The following is a 15,914-nucleotide window of genomic DNA, read 5'->3' as shown; positions in this document are numbered from 1 at the left end:
ACACGTCTAAATAGACTAACGGAAAAGTTTGATAGTGTTCCTCGTTTCCCCTAATGAAATTTATTTTTTCGGTTTGTGAAACAGTCATTTTACTATTTGGTAAGGCTCAGTTTCTCGCGATTAACCTCGTTCCATTTGGAATATATTTCAGATAAATCACTGTCTTTGGCGATCTCATGCAGAGCAAAATCCACCAGCTTTTTTGTTTTTCTCGGCAGATAACCGTAGAGTTTCTTCCCCTTCTGCTGCTGAACTTCTTACCTAATCTTTTTGAGGAGTAGTAAACAATAATCGGCGTTTGGAACTGATTGCCGTGTCTGAAGCCGCTGCAACAGTTCAGCCAGCTGCTCCTTCAACTGATTCCGATAGTCGGTTTCTATCGTCGCCAGCTTGTATTGCTCGTTGCGGAAAATATCTTGACCGAAGGCACAGCGCAGTTCTTTGATTCCCTTTTCGGAAAGGAATCCCTCCTGCCCTTTTGACAGAATAATCAAATGAATATGTGGATGGTGCGTCGTGTTATGGAACGCTCCGTACCATTATATCCTCAATCTTGATCCTTTGAGTTTTTGCAATCTCATTTATGTTCCGACGCACGAGATTTTTCCACGCTTCGGCATTGTTAAAATGTAAACGTTCAGCATCTTCACGACGTAAGCTGACTACCTCCGTCCAGATAACGCCGTCGTGATTAGCGATACGTTCCGCGACTGTATCGAGGTCAATCGGCATATCGAATTGCGTAAACAATCCGTGAGAGCCGAGCTTTTCAACGCTCGGGCGGTTGGAGATGTAGCTGACCAAGCCTTTCAATTCATCCGCGCGATCAGCGTATCTTTCCGCAACGGCATCAAGAAACTCGTTTCTTGCTCGTTGTGAAGGCATATCCAGCGTTCATGTGCTTGGTAAGCAGTTTCTTGATGTCGGCGGACGTGATGTCACCGACAGGTTTGTTGCCGATGTAAGGATAAATTTGGTGCTCGGCTGTACACTCGTATCGGTCATACGTCGTGCGCTCTACCTCCGTGTACTTGTACACACGAAGCCAGTTCTTCATGCTCTCTTTTAATGCCTATGCTGATACAGAAATGAAGAGAAAAGCAATTGAATCCGCAACACCGCCTGACAGCCCGCTAAAGGATTTTTTAAATGCCGAGCGTTATACGATCAGCGATGAAGAATTGATTAAACAGCTTTATGGGTTGCGTTAAAGTTATCACGAATTTTCTGCTGCTTCCAAAATTATCGGCTGAAATATGACGGAAAAGTTAACACGAATTGTTGATGTGCTTTCAACAGTATTTTCCTTGCTTTCACATCACTTTTCGTGTTAACTTTAAATTCGTGATAAATCCAGCTAAATCCAAAAAAATATGGGGTTCACTTTGTCAATTTAGGAACTCTCAAACTCAATTATAAACGGATGGGTGTACAATAAAACGGACACCTCGCTGGCATGCCCCTGTGCCCCTGTCAAGTAGACATTTTTTTGAACGTATATCCAGCCACATCGCAGCCGCCGTATAATGACGTTTGGTTTTCAACTCTGAAAAGACGGTTGAGCAGTGGTCAGAAACCACGTCATTCACGTGCACAGACAAGCTATTCTGCACGTGATATCCCTGATAATGAAATGCAATTGACGTGCGTCTCGCACGCGGAAAACACTGTTTTTATTCAAATTGGCGTTTTTGTGTTGAAAAATGCTTGACAAAACCGCGTGTCTGTGGTAATATATCTCTTGCAGTGAGTTAATGTCACTATGCAGCAACTAAATATTTAGGGGTATAGCTCAGTTGGTAGAGCAGCGGTCTCCAAACGTGAACGCCGCAACGAATATCCGCATAAATACTGAACTTTTAAGGCTTGAAACGTCCGTTTCAAGCCTTTTTTCGTGTTTTTTTTGCAAGGCGGTAAAGTGATTTATGCAAAATCGAGGTCTGAACTTGCAAAAAATCTCGCAACAGCATCAAAAGACCAGCACTTTCCCAACAGCAGAATAAGGGTGACTGATACTTTTTTGAGTTATGGAGATTTGTTACTCACGTTAATTCTAAATTACTCAGAAATCAACTTTGCTGTAATGGATAAACACTTCCCAAACAATTCAAAATTACCCCAGATTTAATTCTAAATCCTCACACATAAAACATAAATGCTGTGCTCAACCATCTCCGTTAAGCACAGCATTATCTTTTTGTATGTTTATTCTATTGCGATTTGCCGACAGCACTTTTAGCATAAAAGCCTAAGTTGATTATCAGTTTTGAAAAATCACTTTTCTTTGTTTATGCGGCTCAAATTTTGACCGCTTTGCCTTTTCGTATGAATGTTATTTCTTGCTCTCCTTGTAAGCCGCAATTCGCTTTGCTACGTTGTCCTTGATGTTGTTGAAAAAGAGCGCGTAGTCGCCGTTGTGGTAGCTCTGGGGACCAAAGGTGTCGCCTCCGACGGGTTCTGTATCTGCGTTTGTCAGGACAGAGCCGCGATTGGGAACGACCTTTGCGTCCGCTCCGACGTCTTTGATCTCATATTCGCCGGTTTTTTCATTCAGAACACGCGAGCCAAGGTTTTCGCTCGCCGGTGCATATGTATCGTCAAGTTTCCAATTCAGCGGATTGATGCTGATCGCGTTCGGAAGAAGTACAACATTGCTGGCGTTCTGCTCCACATTCTTCGGTCCTTCGGTGTTCCAACTGATGATAACGCCGGTGTCGCTCTCGCCGGTGGCGAACTTAAGATGTGCGTTTTCCTCGAGGTATTCCTTCGTGATCGAGAAGCCTATGACGTATGCTGCGATCATGCGCTCGTAATAATCAGGATGTTCCTTGAAATAATCCTTCAGCACAAGACTTACGATGCCCGAGCCCTGGCTGTGACCTGCTATGATAAACGGACGTCCGTTGTTGTAGTTCTCGAAGTAATAGTCAAGTGCGGCGGTAACATCGGAATAAGGGACGGTGGCAAAAGCTGTGCGCGGATCGCCGGACTTCTTTGCTTCTTCCGCTGCGAACATCATGCCTGCCTGACGGTAGTACGGCATGAACACATTGGTGGAATCCTCGTATACACTTGCCAGTATAGGGTAGTTGGTTTTCACGCCTTCCAGCATCTCGGCGTTATCGAGCGGAGCATAATCGGGGTCTCCCTCGTTTGCAGCCATGTATTCAGTCGGATAAACGAAGAATGTGTCGACGTCCTTCTTGATTTCCGGGATCTGGTACCAGCAAGCTTTGTCGGAATAGTCGGGTGCTTCTCCGGTGCTTGCAGTTGTTGATGTTTCTGTTGTCGATGTCGCAGCGTCGGTTGTTGTGCTGTTGTTCGTTGAGGATTGACCTCCGCATGCCGCCAGACTAAAGGCCAATGCTGCACTCAGTGCCAATGCAAAAAGTCTCTTTTTCATTCTTTTTTCCTTTCTGAATACTTTCTATATTTTGCAGGAATTCGAGGCTATCACTCTCATGCCTGCATTCATCCTTTGCTAAATACGCCCAAAGGTGCTGATTAATTCTATTATTTCATCTTTTCCAGAGCAATTCAAGTGGAGTTGCCGGAATGCCAACCATGATTTTCCTTCCATCTTGCGTTTACGATTGTATTGGACTATAATAAATGACATAAAAGGAGGCGTACCGATACCATGAACATCCAGTTTGCGGATACATTAAGAAAACTGAGAATTCAAAAGGGGCTTACCCAGAGTCAGCTTGCAAACCTCATGTTTGTAAACAAGGCTACCATTTCCAAATGGGAAAGCGGCAGCCGGCTGCCGGATGCCGCCATGATCATCCGTCTTGCCGAGGTTCTGAGGGTAGACGTCAAAAAACTGCTCTCCGCCACGGCTGAGATCAACGAATCCTTCAACATTATCATGGTGGACGACAACAAGGTCATTCTCTCCTACAATCAGCTGATTTTAGAGGAGGTCGCGCCAAACGCCGCCATAGCGAGCTTTAGCCGCCCGCAAAAAGCGATTGAATACGCAAAAAAGCACCGAACCGATCTGGCTTTTCTGGATATAGAGATGGGCGTGATCAGCGGCTTTGATCTCTGCCGTGAGCTGCTTGAAATCAATCCCTGCACAAAAGTCGTCTATCTGACAGCATATCCCGAATATTCCCTCAACGCATGGGGCACCGACGCCTGTGGATTTATGGTCAAGCCGTTGATCACGGAGGACGTCCGCAGACAACTAAAAAAGCTGCGCTATCCGTTTTCTTTGAGAGGTGAGGACGAATGAACAACTGGGTTGAACTCCTTTCTTTTTCCACATTTGGCGCAGCATTGCTTTTGAGCGCTATAGGATTGTGGTTTACCGTTGTCATTCCCGGAATTGACCACTGGAGCAGGCGCTTTTTTATGAGCTATTTCATCGTTTTTCTGCTGGGCTGCCTGTCAAACATCATTGAGGTGATTTTCCAATATTATAACGTTCCAAGAGCGGTATTCATTTTCCTTCTGCTTCTGGAATCCCTGCTGCTCTCGCTGCCGCTGCTTATGCTGACGGCTTATCTGCTGCATTGCTGTGGTGAAAACATACGCACGAGCAAGCTCTTTCACGCTGTTCTCGTTTTGTGGGCAGTTTTTGCTGCCCTGCTTGTCAGCACCCTGTTCATCGACGATTTCATGTATATCACACCGGACGACCAGTATTTTCGCGGTTCCCTTTACTGGCTTCCTCTTGTACCGATAATTGTGGCTATGCTGCTTAATTTCATAGGCACAATGCGACGTCGGACACAGCTTTCCCGCAAAGTATTTCTCGCTTTCATCATTGCCATACTGCCGATTACGGTTACGCTGATCGTACATCTGTTCATAGACGTTTTCCCGCTCATTGACGTCAGCTACGTTCTCTCTGCGCTGGCCATGTACAGTTTCATCCTCTCCGATCAGATTGAGCAGGATCGCCGCCAACAACAGAAAATCGTCAGGCAGCAACAGGAAATCGCTCATGAGCGAGCCAGCGTCATGGTGTTGCAAATGCGACCGCATTTTATCTATAACACCTTAATGAGCATTTACAGTCTTTGCAGGCTCGATCCCCAAAAAGCTCAGCAAATCACAATGGATTTCACCAACTATCTGCGCAAGAATTTCAACGCCGTAGCCAGCGAAAGCACCATTCCGTTTTCCACGGAACTGGAACACACCCGCGCTTACCTTGCCGTAGAACAAGCGCAGTATGAGGATATGCTTATTGTTGATTATGATACACCTTTTACCAATTTTCGCTTGCCGCCGCTGACCCTTCAGCCCATTGTGGAAAACGCTGTCAAGCACAGTATGAATCCCAATTACGAATCGCTGCATATCTCTATACGGACACGGCGCACGGATTCCGTCACCGAGATCATCGTGGAAGATACCGGTCCGGGTTTTGATCTCTCCAACGACAGCAAGCCGCACATCACTCTAAAGAACATACAGCAGCGTTTGGTAATCATGTGTGGGGGAAGTATGAGCATTATACCTCGCAAAGAAGGAGGCACAGTGGTAACACTGACGATTCCTGATAGTGCTTTAGATGTATCTCGCTGAGTACGATAAAACATCAAAATCGCCGAAAAAGGTGAATAACGAAAGACAAAGGATGGGACTTTCGTTACAAACCGCGACATACGCTCAAAAACGGCGCGTGTTGTTCAGTCGTGTACTCTTTTCACCTTTCCTCAACAAACCGCGCACAGGGCAAAATACTGCGAAACAGGAGTGCTATCCTCACTGTATTATCCCCAATTAAATATATCTTTTCCGGCACCAAGCTCGAAATGATATTTCACAATACCGAGGTCGGTTTTCGAGTAAAAACCAAGACCCGCCTTAGCTTTCACCTTGTCGCCGTTCCGCTCGAATTTGAATTTTTGTTGATTCATCGCTGTCGGTGCGAGGAGCGCAGCTTCAAGTCCTGATTTGTACCATTCGGGATCGCCGTTTTGATAGTCGCTGACGTCGGCAAGCGTTTTCAGCTTATGCGATACCGCAGGACGGGAGAGACTCGTCTTTTCCGCAATGTCATTGACTCGCATTCCGCTGCAATTTCCGCTTTGCGTCATCACTAGAATCAGGTGCTGACGCATTTCATCACCCAACGCTGTCAGGATTTTTTGTGTACCCTTAATTTCTTCGGACAACACAATTAACTCCTCGTTTTCCTTCATTCAACCACCGCTTCGTTTATGTGTTTATACTATTATATCATAGTTTTTTTAAAAATGTTCAATGGTAAAGAAAAATGAGACGAATGAAATATTGGTACCTATTTTACACCCCGAAGGCTGTCGGCAATGATTTCAGCAACGACATTTATCGGCTCAGGCGATCCTTCCCTTATCCAAACAATCGCGGTGTTGTACAGCGCGCCGATAAATATGTAAAGTTTATACCTCTCGGCTGATTTTAACGCCATACTGCCTGCGGTTATCTCGTGAAACTGATTGAGCAGGGTTAACATCATTCCCGAATATCCGGAATTGTGTAAATTCAAAACATAATCTTTATATTTTATGAAATATTCAAGGGAGCGCGATATATGCCTTACGGAATAGCAATCCGACAAATCATAGTCGGCGGTAGCTTTGAAATCTTCAAGCGCGTCCTCTACCAGACCGGCGAGTACGGCTTCCTTCGATTCATAATTTCTGTAAAAGGATATTCTCGCGACCTGTGCTTTTTGAATTATTTCCGTAACGGTGATGTCGTCAAGCTGTTTTTGCTTCATCAATTCAAACACCGCGTCCGTAATGGCGGTGCGGACGATTCGGTTTCTTTCTTTTCTTTTATCCATTTTCTCACCAAAATGATACAGATACGTTATTTTTGTATCATATTACGCTATTGTCAAAATAAAGTATAAGTGGTACACTTGTTTCATATAATACACGAGGAATTTCATTTTGTCAAACAGAGTTGTCCTATGAACGAGAAAAAACACCCGCAATCAAAAATTACAGAACAAATCGCGGAGATTATCCGTATTGTCACTGTGCCGCCGGTTATCACTGCGGTACTATTAACAGTTATATTGCTGTTTTCAACCAATTTCGATTTTAAGTTGATTGATTTCCTTGTTTTGTTGGTTTGTCTTTCAATTATTCCGGTATGCGTCTATCCGCTATGCAGAACCGTTCCTTCCTTAAAGAAAAAAGGGCGGAACGGCGAGCGCAGGCTGGCGTTTGTGTTTAATATCATCGGGTATGCAGCCTGCTTTGTATTCGGCGCGTTTTCGTCCAATAATAGCATCACATTGCTGGCAACAACCTATTTTATTTCGGTTATTATCCTAACCGTCTTGAATAAACTGCTTCATATCCGTGCCAGCGGACACGCCGCTTCCTCTTTTATGCCGTGTGTTTTCAGCGTTATATATGTGGGAGCCGCCGCCTTTTCTGCTTTTATTATTCTGTTTATCGGCAGCGTATGGTCATCGCTATATTTGAAAAGACACAGATTGACAGATATTATCGCCGGTGTACTGTCCGCAGCCGTATCGTTTGGAATTGCGTTCATTATAAAAATCATTTTTTAAAACGGAGGAACAATTATGCGACCTGTAAAAATCATCACGGATTCCTGCGCCGATCTCGGACGGGATTTGCGCGAAGAATATGACATCGACTATGCCCGTATGCTCACGATTTACGACGGCAAAGAGCAGTGGGCAAGCCTTGATTTTGAATACTACACACCAAAGGAATTATACGATTTAATGAGAGACGGCAACCGCGTCACCACCGCTCAGGTTCCCGAAAAGGAATTTGAACGGATTTTCGGCAAATATCTTAAAGAGGGCTTTGACATCATATACATCGGATGTTCACTCAAGCAGTCAAGCTCCGTCAATCTCGGAAGGGTTATCGCTCAAAGGATGATGAAAGACAATCCCGGCTCAACTATTTACTGCATTGATTCGCTGAACGCCTGCATGGGCGAAGGTATGCTTGCAATCCGCGCAGCGGAATACCGCGATATGGGAATGAACTCACAGCAAATTTATGATAAAATCCTCGCCGACAGAAACACTGTCAACGAATACTGCACGGTGCACAGCCTTGACGCGCTCAAACGGGCAGGCAGAGTCAAAGCGTCCTCGGCGTTTTTCGGCAATCTTTTGGGCGTGAAACCGATTATTATCGCCGACGCGAACGGTGAGCAAACGCCCATCAAAAAAGTAAAGGGGCGCGGCAATTCCCTCAATGAAATTGTTCGGCTGCTAAAAGAATCCATCATCAATTCCGAAAATCAGCGCATTTACATCGCACACGCGGACTGCGCTGAGGAAGCGGAAGAAGTCAAAAAGATGATTGAGGAGCAGATTCCGTGCAAGGAAATCTATGTCGACTATATCGGACCGATTATCGGCGCGTCCATCGGTCCCGACGCTATTGCGGTTTTTGCATTCGGAAAAGAGGTAACCTATACGACATAACACACTTATTAACATCGAACGATATTCAGTTCGCTACAGGATAGCCCGAAATAAGTTAGGTACTTTTTTCGGGTTATCTTTGATTTAGCGTCGCAAATTTTGAACGCACTCCTGCTTGGTTTTTTCTATAGGCAAATACGGATTCAAAACAGGCTATCGCTCACAAACCGCGACAAGTGCTCAAAACGGCGCAAACAATTTTGGCGGGTACTTTCTCGTCTTTCCCTAACAAATCGCACACAGGGCGACACACGGCGAAACAGGCTTGAATTTTTCATCTCCTCGTTGTTGGCGAGGGGATGTTTTTCACAGGTTGAAGCTGTCGGTCAAGCCTACCAGCCTTGTAGTATCACGCTTGACGTAGTAGAGCTCTGTTATTTCTGAGGTCGTATGCCCAAGCAGTTCTGCCACTTGCTTTACCGAGAGAGGTTTTACACTGCCGTCGAGCTGTTTCACGCCGTTGATCAACCTCGTTGCGAAAGTGTGTCTGAAAGTGTGCAGTCCTTTATGCGGAAGCCCAATCTCGTCGAGGATTCTGTAGAAACAATTTCTCTATCCCTTATTCTCGCCCGCACCTCACGATGCAAACCTTGGGAGTCGCTACTGAGTTCGTCGGTAACTACGCCTCGGTGGACTTTCACCACAGAGCATTGATATGCCCGTCATACGAAAAAAGCCGTGAAGGAACGATTGCCCTTCACAGCTCTTTTTTTATTTTAGCAGCGTATTGTAATCCACGCTCAGGATGTGACAGAGCTTTCCCAGCGTTTCTAATACTATTTTCAATGAAAACGTTTTATTCAGCTGTTAGCGGAAAATAAATCGAACAAGGCGGAGGAGGCAGGAATCCTGACGGATTCCGAGGACGACAACGCAGTTATGCGGAATTTAACACAACAGATGTGATAGAATTTTATTTGATAATAGTATAAATCCAAACGGAGATCAATTCTGTTCCTTAGACTTTTTACCTGCTTTGATCAGCCAGCTGTTTCATTGTCTGATAGATCGTCTTTGCTACGTCCTTGTTTGAGATCGCCCGCAGGTGCTCTTTCATCTCACGGCGGTTAAGGTCGCTTGTCATCAAACGCAGACAAGAGTTTGTGATCTCATCAACAGAGGCTCCCGTTTCCGCCGCGCCCTTTTCAAGAAAATAGAAGAGATTATATTCCTCGCAGCCCGCTACCGCGTCGACGAATACCATCGGCAAATTCTTCATTTGCGCTTCCGTCACGCTGGCGCCGCCCGGCTTAGTCAAATACAGGTCAGCGCTGTCCATCAAGGCGCCCATATCCTCTACAAAGCCGCGGATATGCACCGATCCGTTTTCGCTGTATTTATTCTCCAGCCTTTGAAAAAGCTTTTCGTTGCGGCCGCAGACGACCGTCATCTCCCAATCCGGCGGCATTTTTTTCGCGATCTCCTGGATCAGCTTTTTCATCGGGCCGCAGCCCATGCTGCCGCCCATCACCAAGAGGTGATTGTGTTCCGGCAGGATGCCCGCGTCGATTTTCGCGTCCGATTCGGCTTGGGAGATACAGAACATCTGCCTGACGGGAATACCGTAAGGGATGATTTTTTCTTCCGTGATAGTTTCGTTTGTAAAATCCTTCGTCAATGATTCGTCGGGGATAAAATAGTAATCAAGATTACTGCTCTTAGTGCCCGGACTGCAGGTATAATCGGTTGATACAAAGCAGGTCGCAAGCTTCATCGGGTGCTTGTTAAGCATATCGGTCAGCATAAACGCGGTAAACGGGTGTACGCAGATCACAGTGTCGTAACCGCCTTTTGAGATATATTGATACATCCGTTCGCTGCCCTGAGTCATAAACCGATAAATGGTCGATCCGTCCTGAAAAACATTGGGATGTTCCTCACTATATCTGTAGCCGTACTTGAACAGCCACGGCGTATATCGGTAAACAAAGGAATGCCCTTTAGAAAAGATTTGAGCGGCTTGCGGCGAGATAAATCCCAAGCCGTCTATGCAAACACATTCTTCACCGACGGAATCGTAATATTCTTTGATCGCCTTCGCGCAGGAGTTATGTCCTTCTCCCGTGTTGGCGCTTAGAATCAGGGTAGACATTTTTTGGTTACACTTCCATTTCAAAAACGCATAGTATTATCCCGCTGCCTGAATTGCCGAAGGATCTCTTCTTTTCATCCGTTTTAATGTATTGATGAGTCGGGGGCGGTTATATCGCTGAATCATAATATAGGGGATATTAAATAATTCATAGAGGGTAACAATAATAACGCCCCCGAGCCCTTCCCAAAGTGATAAACAGTACAAGACAGGGATAAAAAGGATCCAGTGTATCAGCTCAGCGATACAGGTTTCTTTGATCATTAACGGCAGCGAGTCCTGCAAATCGCCATTTATTTTCTTTTGCGGAATTATCTTAGGAAAAATCTTGCTCATATCCAAAACCTTGGTTTGCCATTTCCGCACGCCGAACTGCTCATAAAAACGTCCGTCATTCTCAAATCGACAAGTTTTATAAGGAAAGATATCGGGGTTTATCCATGACTTCGGAATAAACCTTCCCGCAAAAAAAGCAAGCATTCCCACGCTTGTCAAATATATAAAGCATTTCAAAAAACCGTCCATTGTATATCCCATCCCCGTCAAAATACATTGTGATCAAATCAAGCGGAGCATACCCTTATCCAACCGCCTGCTTATTATTTGTCTTCGCAGCACTTTTTCCAAAACCACAACGCGCACCCTGCCGCCGCCAAAACCATACAGCACGCCGCTCCGACAGCGATTGCCGCGCAAACCGGATTCTTTGATTTGCAATCCGGCTCATCCGTCTTTTTGCAGCATGATTTTCTTTTGAGAATAGCTTCGGATCCCGCTGTTTCCGCTTCGGTCGTTTCATCCACAACGGTTTCTTCTGTCATTTCAACGTTCATATCCTTTTCTTCCATGTAAATTTCCTCCTAAATATTGATTTTTTATTATTCTTGTGTTACACTTGTATCTGTTACAGATGTAACGTTTATTTTATTATAATTAGTTCACTTTCCAAAGTCAATATTTCGACAGGGAAGTGTGACAAACGACAGGAAAGTGTAACCTAATGAGCAACAGCGCGCATATTTTGGCGATTGATTGTATCTATGACGCTTTGATCGCCTTGATGAAGGTCAAACCATACAACAAAATCAGCGTAACGGATATCACGGAGCGCGCAGGCGTATCCCGGATGGCATATTACCGCAATTATGAGGAAAAGGACGATATCCTCCTGAACCGATTCAGGGAGGAGCTGATACGATTGGAGGAAAACCTGCTGAACGATCAAATCAGCTCAAAGCCGAAGGTGTTCGGTATGCTTATCAATCTGATCGACAATGACTCCCCCGGGCATTATATTTTGCAGGCAAATTTATTTAACAAGGCTTTTTTGCTGTTCAGAAATTTTCTGATCGGCTTTTATCCGAAGGTCGGCATTGATATCGAGAATGACAAAACCAGATTCTATAAGGATATCGGCGGTCTGCTTGGGTGTATGCTGTACACCCTGGAGCACAGAGAGTCTGAGGATAAACAGCAGATTGCGGCTCATTTAGCGGAAATCATGGATTATCTGGATATTGAATGAAGGCACTTGCAAAAGAGCCGGAAAAAACAGTTTCCGTTTGGAAATGTGAAAATCCAAACGGAGGCATTTTTTATATCTCGATCTTACCGTGTTTTTCCTCTAACTTCTCGATTGCGTCACGAATCAGAATCAATATCTGACTGTTTGCCGAACGGCCTTCATAGTCGGTTATAAAGTGAGATTTTTAATATTTCTTTATTCATATAAAACAGCCGCCAAATATCGGCAGCTGTCATTCATATATCCTATTCGATTTTAGTTTATCCGCTAACGTCATCGCGGGTTTTTTACTATACACTACGTGTATAGTAAAAAGGGTGTCTACAATAAGCAAATATGGATATGACTGCTGCCGACCTGTTAAAACGGGCTGTTGCTTACAAACCGCAACAAAGGCTCAACACCGCGCAACCAATCCGGTCGGACACACACCCGTCTTTGCTCAACAAATCGCACACGGGGCGACACACGGCGAAACAGGGCTCTAATCTCGCTGTTCACATGGACATGCCGTAATACTCATCCTCGTCATCTGTATCGTCCTCATAAAGACCGTCATCAGTGTCGTTCAGATATTCCGCATAGGCGTTGTCGAAATCATATTCATTTTCAGATGATACAGGTTCTTCTTGCGTATCTTGGGAACTATTCTGATTTCCTAGTGAAATCAAGTAGTCAAGCATTGACAGGATACCTTCTGCGGCTTGGCTATCGTAAACTTCTTCGTTGATTCCGTTGCTGTCTGCTCCTTCTTTCAGCCCGTGAGCCAGCTTTTTCTCACGGATTTTATCTCGCTCTTTGTTGTCAGGCAAGGGCATCATCTTGTTGAGTTCATCCAACCTTTTGCCTGCGCTGTTGACAATTTGTTTTGCCAACATGGAGAAAAGGAAGCCAAGTCGGGCAGTATTTACAGTAGTCTGCGCGTTGAAATTCATACTCAACGCTGTTCTGATGAGTATATTTTTCAACGACCGAAGCTCGGGATTCTTCTCAATAGGCACGTCCGGTTTATCCTTTGTATCGTAGTAGAGACTCAATTTTTCGCGGTTGACTTCGTTCCACTTTAAATAGATTTCAGATAGATCACCGTCTTTTGCGAACTCATGCAAAGCAAAATCTACCAGCTTTTTCACCTTTCTCGGCAGATAACCGTAGAGCTTCTTTCCCTTCTGCTGCTCAACTTCCTCCTGGATTTTTCTCAATAGAAAAAGATAATAATCGGCGTTTGGAATCGATTGCCGAGTCCGAAGCTGCTGTAACAAATCTGCAAGCTGTTCTTTCAATTGATTCCGATAGCCGGTTTCTATGGTCGCCAACTTGTATTGCTCGTCACGGAAAATATCCTGACCGAAGGCTCGCCGCATCTCTTTGATACCTTTCTCGGAAAGGTATCCCTCTTGACCTTTCAAGAGAATAATCAAATGAATATGTGGATGGTGCGTCGTGTTATGGAACGCTCCGTACCATTCTATATCCTCAATCTTGATCCTGTGAGCTTTTGCAATCTCATTTATGTTCCGACGCACGAGATTTTTCCACGCTTCGGCGTTGTTGAAATGCAAACGCTCGGCATCTTCACGGCGAAGGCTGACCACCTCAGTCCAGATAATGCCGTCGTGATTAGCGACCCGTTCCGCTACAGTATCGAGATCAATCGGCATATCGAATTGCGTAAACAAACCGTGCGACCCGATTTTTTCTACGCCGGGACGGTTGGAAATATAGCTCACCAAGCCCTTCAATTCATCCGCGCGGTCAGCGTATCTTTCCGCAACGGCGTCGAGAAACTCGTTGGCGTTTTCCCTTGTGGGCATTGCATAATAGTCATCATATTCGAGAAACTTTTTGCTTTGAGGGAAGTGCTTTACCACAGAAAGAATGAGGTCGTGCTGTTTTTGAGTGGCGATGTTATACTTTTCACCGCTCGGCAACTTCTCAACGCCCTCACGGGTTGCCATATATCTTATGAGGTCAGCCATATCTTTCGCGCTCTTTTGAAAGCGACATGATACAATTATCTTAGCCATTTTCTTCTCCATCAACGAAATCTCTCGCCTTTTCCAAGTTGAGAACACCGTTATGTTCAGCAACAAGCTGCTCAGAAACGTCGTTCAAATAATTCAAAGCGTAGTCATTTAGGTCACTGTTTCGAGCAGAAAGGATATTACTTTTGCTCACCTCAACCGCTAACTTGAACAACATCTCGCTCAGATTTTCTTCAAAGCGCGACAGAACCAGCTTGATATTTTGACTGATGATGGGTGACAGATAGCTGACACTTCCCTTTTGAGCGAGGTAGCCAAGGTAGTAATCCACCGCCTCGCGCACCAAAGAACTGCGCGTATAGCCTTGCTCCTTTGACATAATTTCATCCAACTTTTCTAATTGTTCCTTTGTAAAGCTGATAGTAACTTTCTTGTATTCTTCCATAGTTTCCTCCATTAAAATACCATTTCACACAAACGCCGCAAATACCGAGGAATCCCTCAACAAACGCTGCATGTGTTCTCCTAAAACTGCACAACGGTCGGCTCTGCCGTCCGATGTCCTTCGCGGGCCGTCCACCAAAGGACGGCTCGCTTTTACCTGCTTGCGTTGCGACTTTGCTGCCCGAACTCGATTTGTGCAATACTAACAGGCGTTTATTGTCTTCTTTTTCTGCCGTAATTGAAAAGTTGCCGTCTGAGGAATGCATCCACCGCCTGCTTAATCGGCAGGATTTTGTACATCAGATTACCGTTTTTTAATGAGGTTTGCCGTTAGCGAAGCGTTTGAATGCTTCCGCTTTGATTTTCTCCAATTCTTCATCCGTGAACACGACCACCAAATCGCATTGCGGCTTGCTTTCCTTGTTCTGCGCTGCGAGGTAGTTGTCCTTCTTCGTCATATCAATCATCGCCATCGGATTGTTTGGAATCGCGCCCTCCTGATAGAGCTGCTTGAAATACATCTTGAGCAGTGAGTAGGCTTTCTTGCTCGTTGTGAACGCGTATCCGGCATTCATGTGCTTCGTAAGTAACTTTTTGATGTCGGCAGGTGTTATGTCACCTACCGGCTTCTTTCCGATGTATGGGTAGATTTGATGCTCGGCGGTGCATTCATAGCGGTCGTATGTCGTGCGCTCCACCTCCGGGTACTTATACACCCGAAGCCAGTTTTTCATGCCTTCTTTCAATGGCTTCCGCGATTCATCGGAATTGGCGACCTGATCTTGGAAGTTAGCGACATATTCCGTCATCTTCGCTTGAAGTGTTTTCTTTTTCTTACTTGAAAAGCTCTTGCGCTTGGTGACTCCGTATTCGTCCTTGTACCGTACCATGCCGATCCATCTGCCATCGCTTTTCTGCCAGATGTTGCCGTTATCCAATAATTCTCTTTTCATGATATCATCCTCCTTCGATATCGTTACTCAATACACTACCACCAGCAGCGGTCAATATCCAGCGAAATACAGAACAGAAATGAGAGCGAAAATATGTGAAAAACCAACTATCGCTACTTCCATACCTCTATTTTCACAAACCAGTGGGCTATAATCTGGACATTGCTGTTTTGGGCATAAAAATCCCCTATAACTTGGTGTTTGTCAAGCTATAGGGATGAATCCATATATTCCTCTGTGTTATTTATTATATCCCGTAATAAATCCATTGTCAAGAGCGTCATCTGGTGTTTTTGGTAACAGACAGCCACATCGCAGCCGACAGAAAAAAGAAATGCGTTACGTGTAGTTTTCAACTCCGAAAACGTGGTCAGGCAGTGGTCATTCACACGTAAAAGACGTGCGTATCGCACGCGATTAATTGAGTAGCAAAAAGCGATCGACACGCACCTGACACGCGCTCATTCTTAAAATTAGATCGGAAGAG

General features: G+C 45.0%; 18 protein-coding genes. 6 read left to right on the top strand and 12 right to left on the bottom strand.

What is annotated here, in order from left to right; translation table 11 throughout:
• Nucleotides 1-257 precede the first annotated feature (257 nt).
• Genes JKK62_RS09220 through JKK62_RS09210 form a run of 3 tightly spaced genes read right to left on the bottom strand, consistent with a single transcriptional unit; the run spans nt 258 to nt 1,057 of the window.
• The gene (locus JKK62_RS09220; RefSeq protein ID WP_201427648.1) at nt 258-494 is read right to left on the bottom strand and encodes a hypothetical protein; all 237 of its coding nucleotides are present in this window, start codon (nt 492-494) and stop codon (nt 258-260) included.
• Nucleotides 495-519: 25 nt separating this feature from the next.
• Nucleotides 520-885: a hypothetical protein gene (locus JKK62_RS09215; RefSeq protein ID WP_201427647.1), complete on the bottom strand. Its 366-nt coding sequence runs from the start codon at nt 883-885 to the stop codon at nt 520-522.
• Nucleotides 851-1,057 (bottom strand): tyrosine-type recombinase/integrase, encoded by a 207-nt coding sequence (locus JKK62_RS09210; RefSeq protein ID WP_201427646.1) that lies wholly within the window; start codon nt 1,055-1,057, stop codon nt 851-853. Before JKK62_RS09210 ends, JKK62_RS09215 begins: the two co-directional genes overlap by 35 nt.
• Nucleotides 1,058-1,088: 31 nt before the next feature.
• On the opposite strand from JKK62_RS09210, the gene JKK62_RS17790 reads away from it, so the two are divergent.
• Nucleotides 1,089-1,211 (top strand): hypothetical protein, encoded by a 123-nt coding sequence (locus JKK62_RS17790; protein WP_279380621.1) that lies wholly within the window; start codon nt 1,089-1,091, stop codon nt 1,209-1,211.
• Nucleotides 1,212-2,332: 1,121 nt separating this feature from the next.
• Here the strand turns inward: JKK62_RS17790 and JKK62_RS09205 are convergent.
• Nucleotides 2,333-3,403, bottom strand: a complete 1,071-nt coding sequence (locus tag JKK62_RS09205; RefSeq protein WP_201427645.1) for a DUF3089 domain-containing protein — start codon at nt 3,401-3,403, stop codon at nt 2,333-2,335.
• Between the two features lie 237 nt (nt 3,404-3,640).
• On the opposite strand from JKK62_RS09205, the gene JKK62_RS09200 reads away from it, so the two are divergent.
• Together JKK62_RS09200 and JKK62_RS09195 are read left to right on the top strand one after the other, a co-directional pair.
• The gene (locus JKK62_RS09200; RefSeq protein WP_201427644.1) at nt 3,641-4,240 is read left to right on the top strand and encodes a response regulator; all 600 of its coding nucleotides are present in this window, start codon (nt 3,641-3,643) and stop codon (nt 4,238-4,240) included.
• On the top strand, nt 4,237-5,541 hold the full coding sequence (locus tag JKK62_RS09195; protein WP_201427643.1) for a sensor histidine kinase: 1,305 nt from the start codon (nt 4,237-4,239) through the stop codon (nt 5,539-5,541). The genes JKK62_RS09200 and JKK62_RS09195 overlap by 4 nt, the downstream gene beginning before the upstream one ends.
• A gap of 188 nt (nt 5,542-5,729) precedes the next feature.
• On the opposite strand, the gene JKK62_RS09190 is transcribed toward JKK62_RS09195, so the two are convergent.
• Nucleotides 5,730-6,161, bottom strand: coding sequence for a nitroreductase family protein (locus JKK62_RS09190; protein WP_201427642.1), 432 nt, complete (start codon nt 6,159-6,161; stop codon nt 5,730-5,732).
• A 98-nt stretch (nt 6,162-6,259) separates the two neighbouring features.
• Nucleotides 6,260-6,787, bottom strand: a complete 528-nt coding sequence (locus JKK62_RS09185) for a TetR/AcrR family transcriptional regulator (protein WP_201427641.1) — start codon at nt 6,785-6,787, stop codon at nt 6,260-6,262.
• A 129-nt stretch (nt 6,788-6,916) separates the two neighbouring features.
• Here JKK62_RS09185 and JKK62_RS09180 point away from each other — a divergent pair, with 129 nt between their 5' ends.
• Entirely contained in the window at nt 6,917-7,528 is a 612-nt protein-coding gene (locus tag JKK62_RS09180) for a phosphatase PAP2 family protein (RefSeq protein ID WP_201427640.1), read from the top strand.
• Nucleotides 7,529-7,543: 15 nt separating this feature from the next.
• Nucleotides 7,544-8,428, top strand: coding sequence for a DegV family protein (locus JKK62_RS09175; RefSeq protein WP_201427639.1), 885 nt, complete (start codon nt 7,544-7,546; stop codon nt 8,426-8,428).
• Between the two features lie 967 nt (nt 8,429-9,395).
• Here the strand turns inward: JKK62_RS09175 and JKK62_RS09170 are convergent.
• The 3 genes from JKK62_RS09170 to JKK62_RS09160 form a co-directional block, all read right to left on the bottom strand.
• Nucleotides 9,396-10,520, bottom strand: coding sequence for an MGDG synthase family glycosyltransferase (locus JKK62_RS09170; protein ID WP_201427638.1), 1,125 nt, complete (start codon nt 10,518-10,520; stop codon nt 9,396-9,398).
• 36 nt (nt 10,521-10,556) lie between these two features.
• Nucleotides 10,557-11,045: a glycosyl-4,4'-diaponeurosporenoate acyltransferase CrtO family protein gene (locus tag JKK62_RS09165; RefSeq protein ID WP_201427637.1), complete on the bottom strand. Its 489-nt coding sequence runs from the start codon at nt 11,043-11,045 to the stop codon at nt 10,557-10,559.
• Between the two features lie 74 nt (nt 11,046-11,119).
• A complete protein-coding gene (locus JKK62_RS09160; RefSeq protein ID WP_201427636.1) occupies nt 11,120-11,368 on the bottom strand; it encodes a hypothetical protein in 249 nt (82 codons plus the stop codon).
• 152 nt (nt 11,369-11,520) lie between these two features.
• Between JKK62_RS09160 and JKK62_RS09155 the strand changes: the two genes are divergently transcribed.
• Complete coding sequence (locus tag JKK62_RS09155) at nt 11,521-12,045, top strand: TetR/AcrR family transcriptional regulator (RefSeq protein WP_201427635.1); 525 nt, start codon at nt 11,521-11,523, stop codon at nt 12,043-12,045.
• Nucleotides 12,046-12,542: 497 nt separating this feature from the next.
• Here JKK62_RS09155 and mobP3 read toward each other — a convergent pair whose 3' ends face one another.
• The 3 genes from mobP3 to JKK62_RS09140 form a co-directional block, all read right to left on the bottom strand.
• Nucleotides 12,543-14,084, bottom strand: coding sequence for a MobP3 family relaxase (gene mobP3, locus JKK62_RS09150; RefSeq protein WP_207752163.1), 1,542 nt, complete (start codon nt 14,082-14,084; stop codon nt 12,543-12,545).
• Nucleotides 14,065-14,475: a ribbon-helix-helix domain-containing protein gene (locus tag JKK62_RS09145; RefSeq protein ID WP_201427633.1), complete on the bottom strand. Its 411-nt coding sequence runs from the start codon at nt 14,473-14,475 to the stop codon at nt 14,065-14,067. Before JKK62_RS09145 ends, mobP3 begins: the two co-directional genes overlap by 20 nt.
• A 313-nt stretch (nt 14,476-14,788) precedes the next feature.
• On the bottom strand, nt 14,789-15,427 hold the full coding sequence (locus JKK62_RS09140) for a tyrosine-type recombinase/integrase (protein WP_201427632.1): 639 nt from the start codon (nt 15,425-15,427) through the stop codon (nt 14,789-14,791).
• Nucleotides 15,428-15,914 lie beyond the last annotated feature (487 nt).

Source organism: Ruminococcus difficilis (assembly GCF_016680995.1).
The sequence above is the reverse complement of the archived record's forward strand: the minus strand, read 5'-3'. Positions and strand labels throughout refer to the sequence as shown.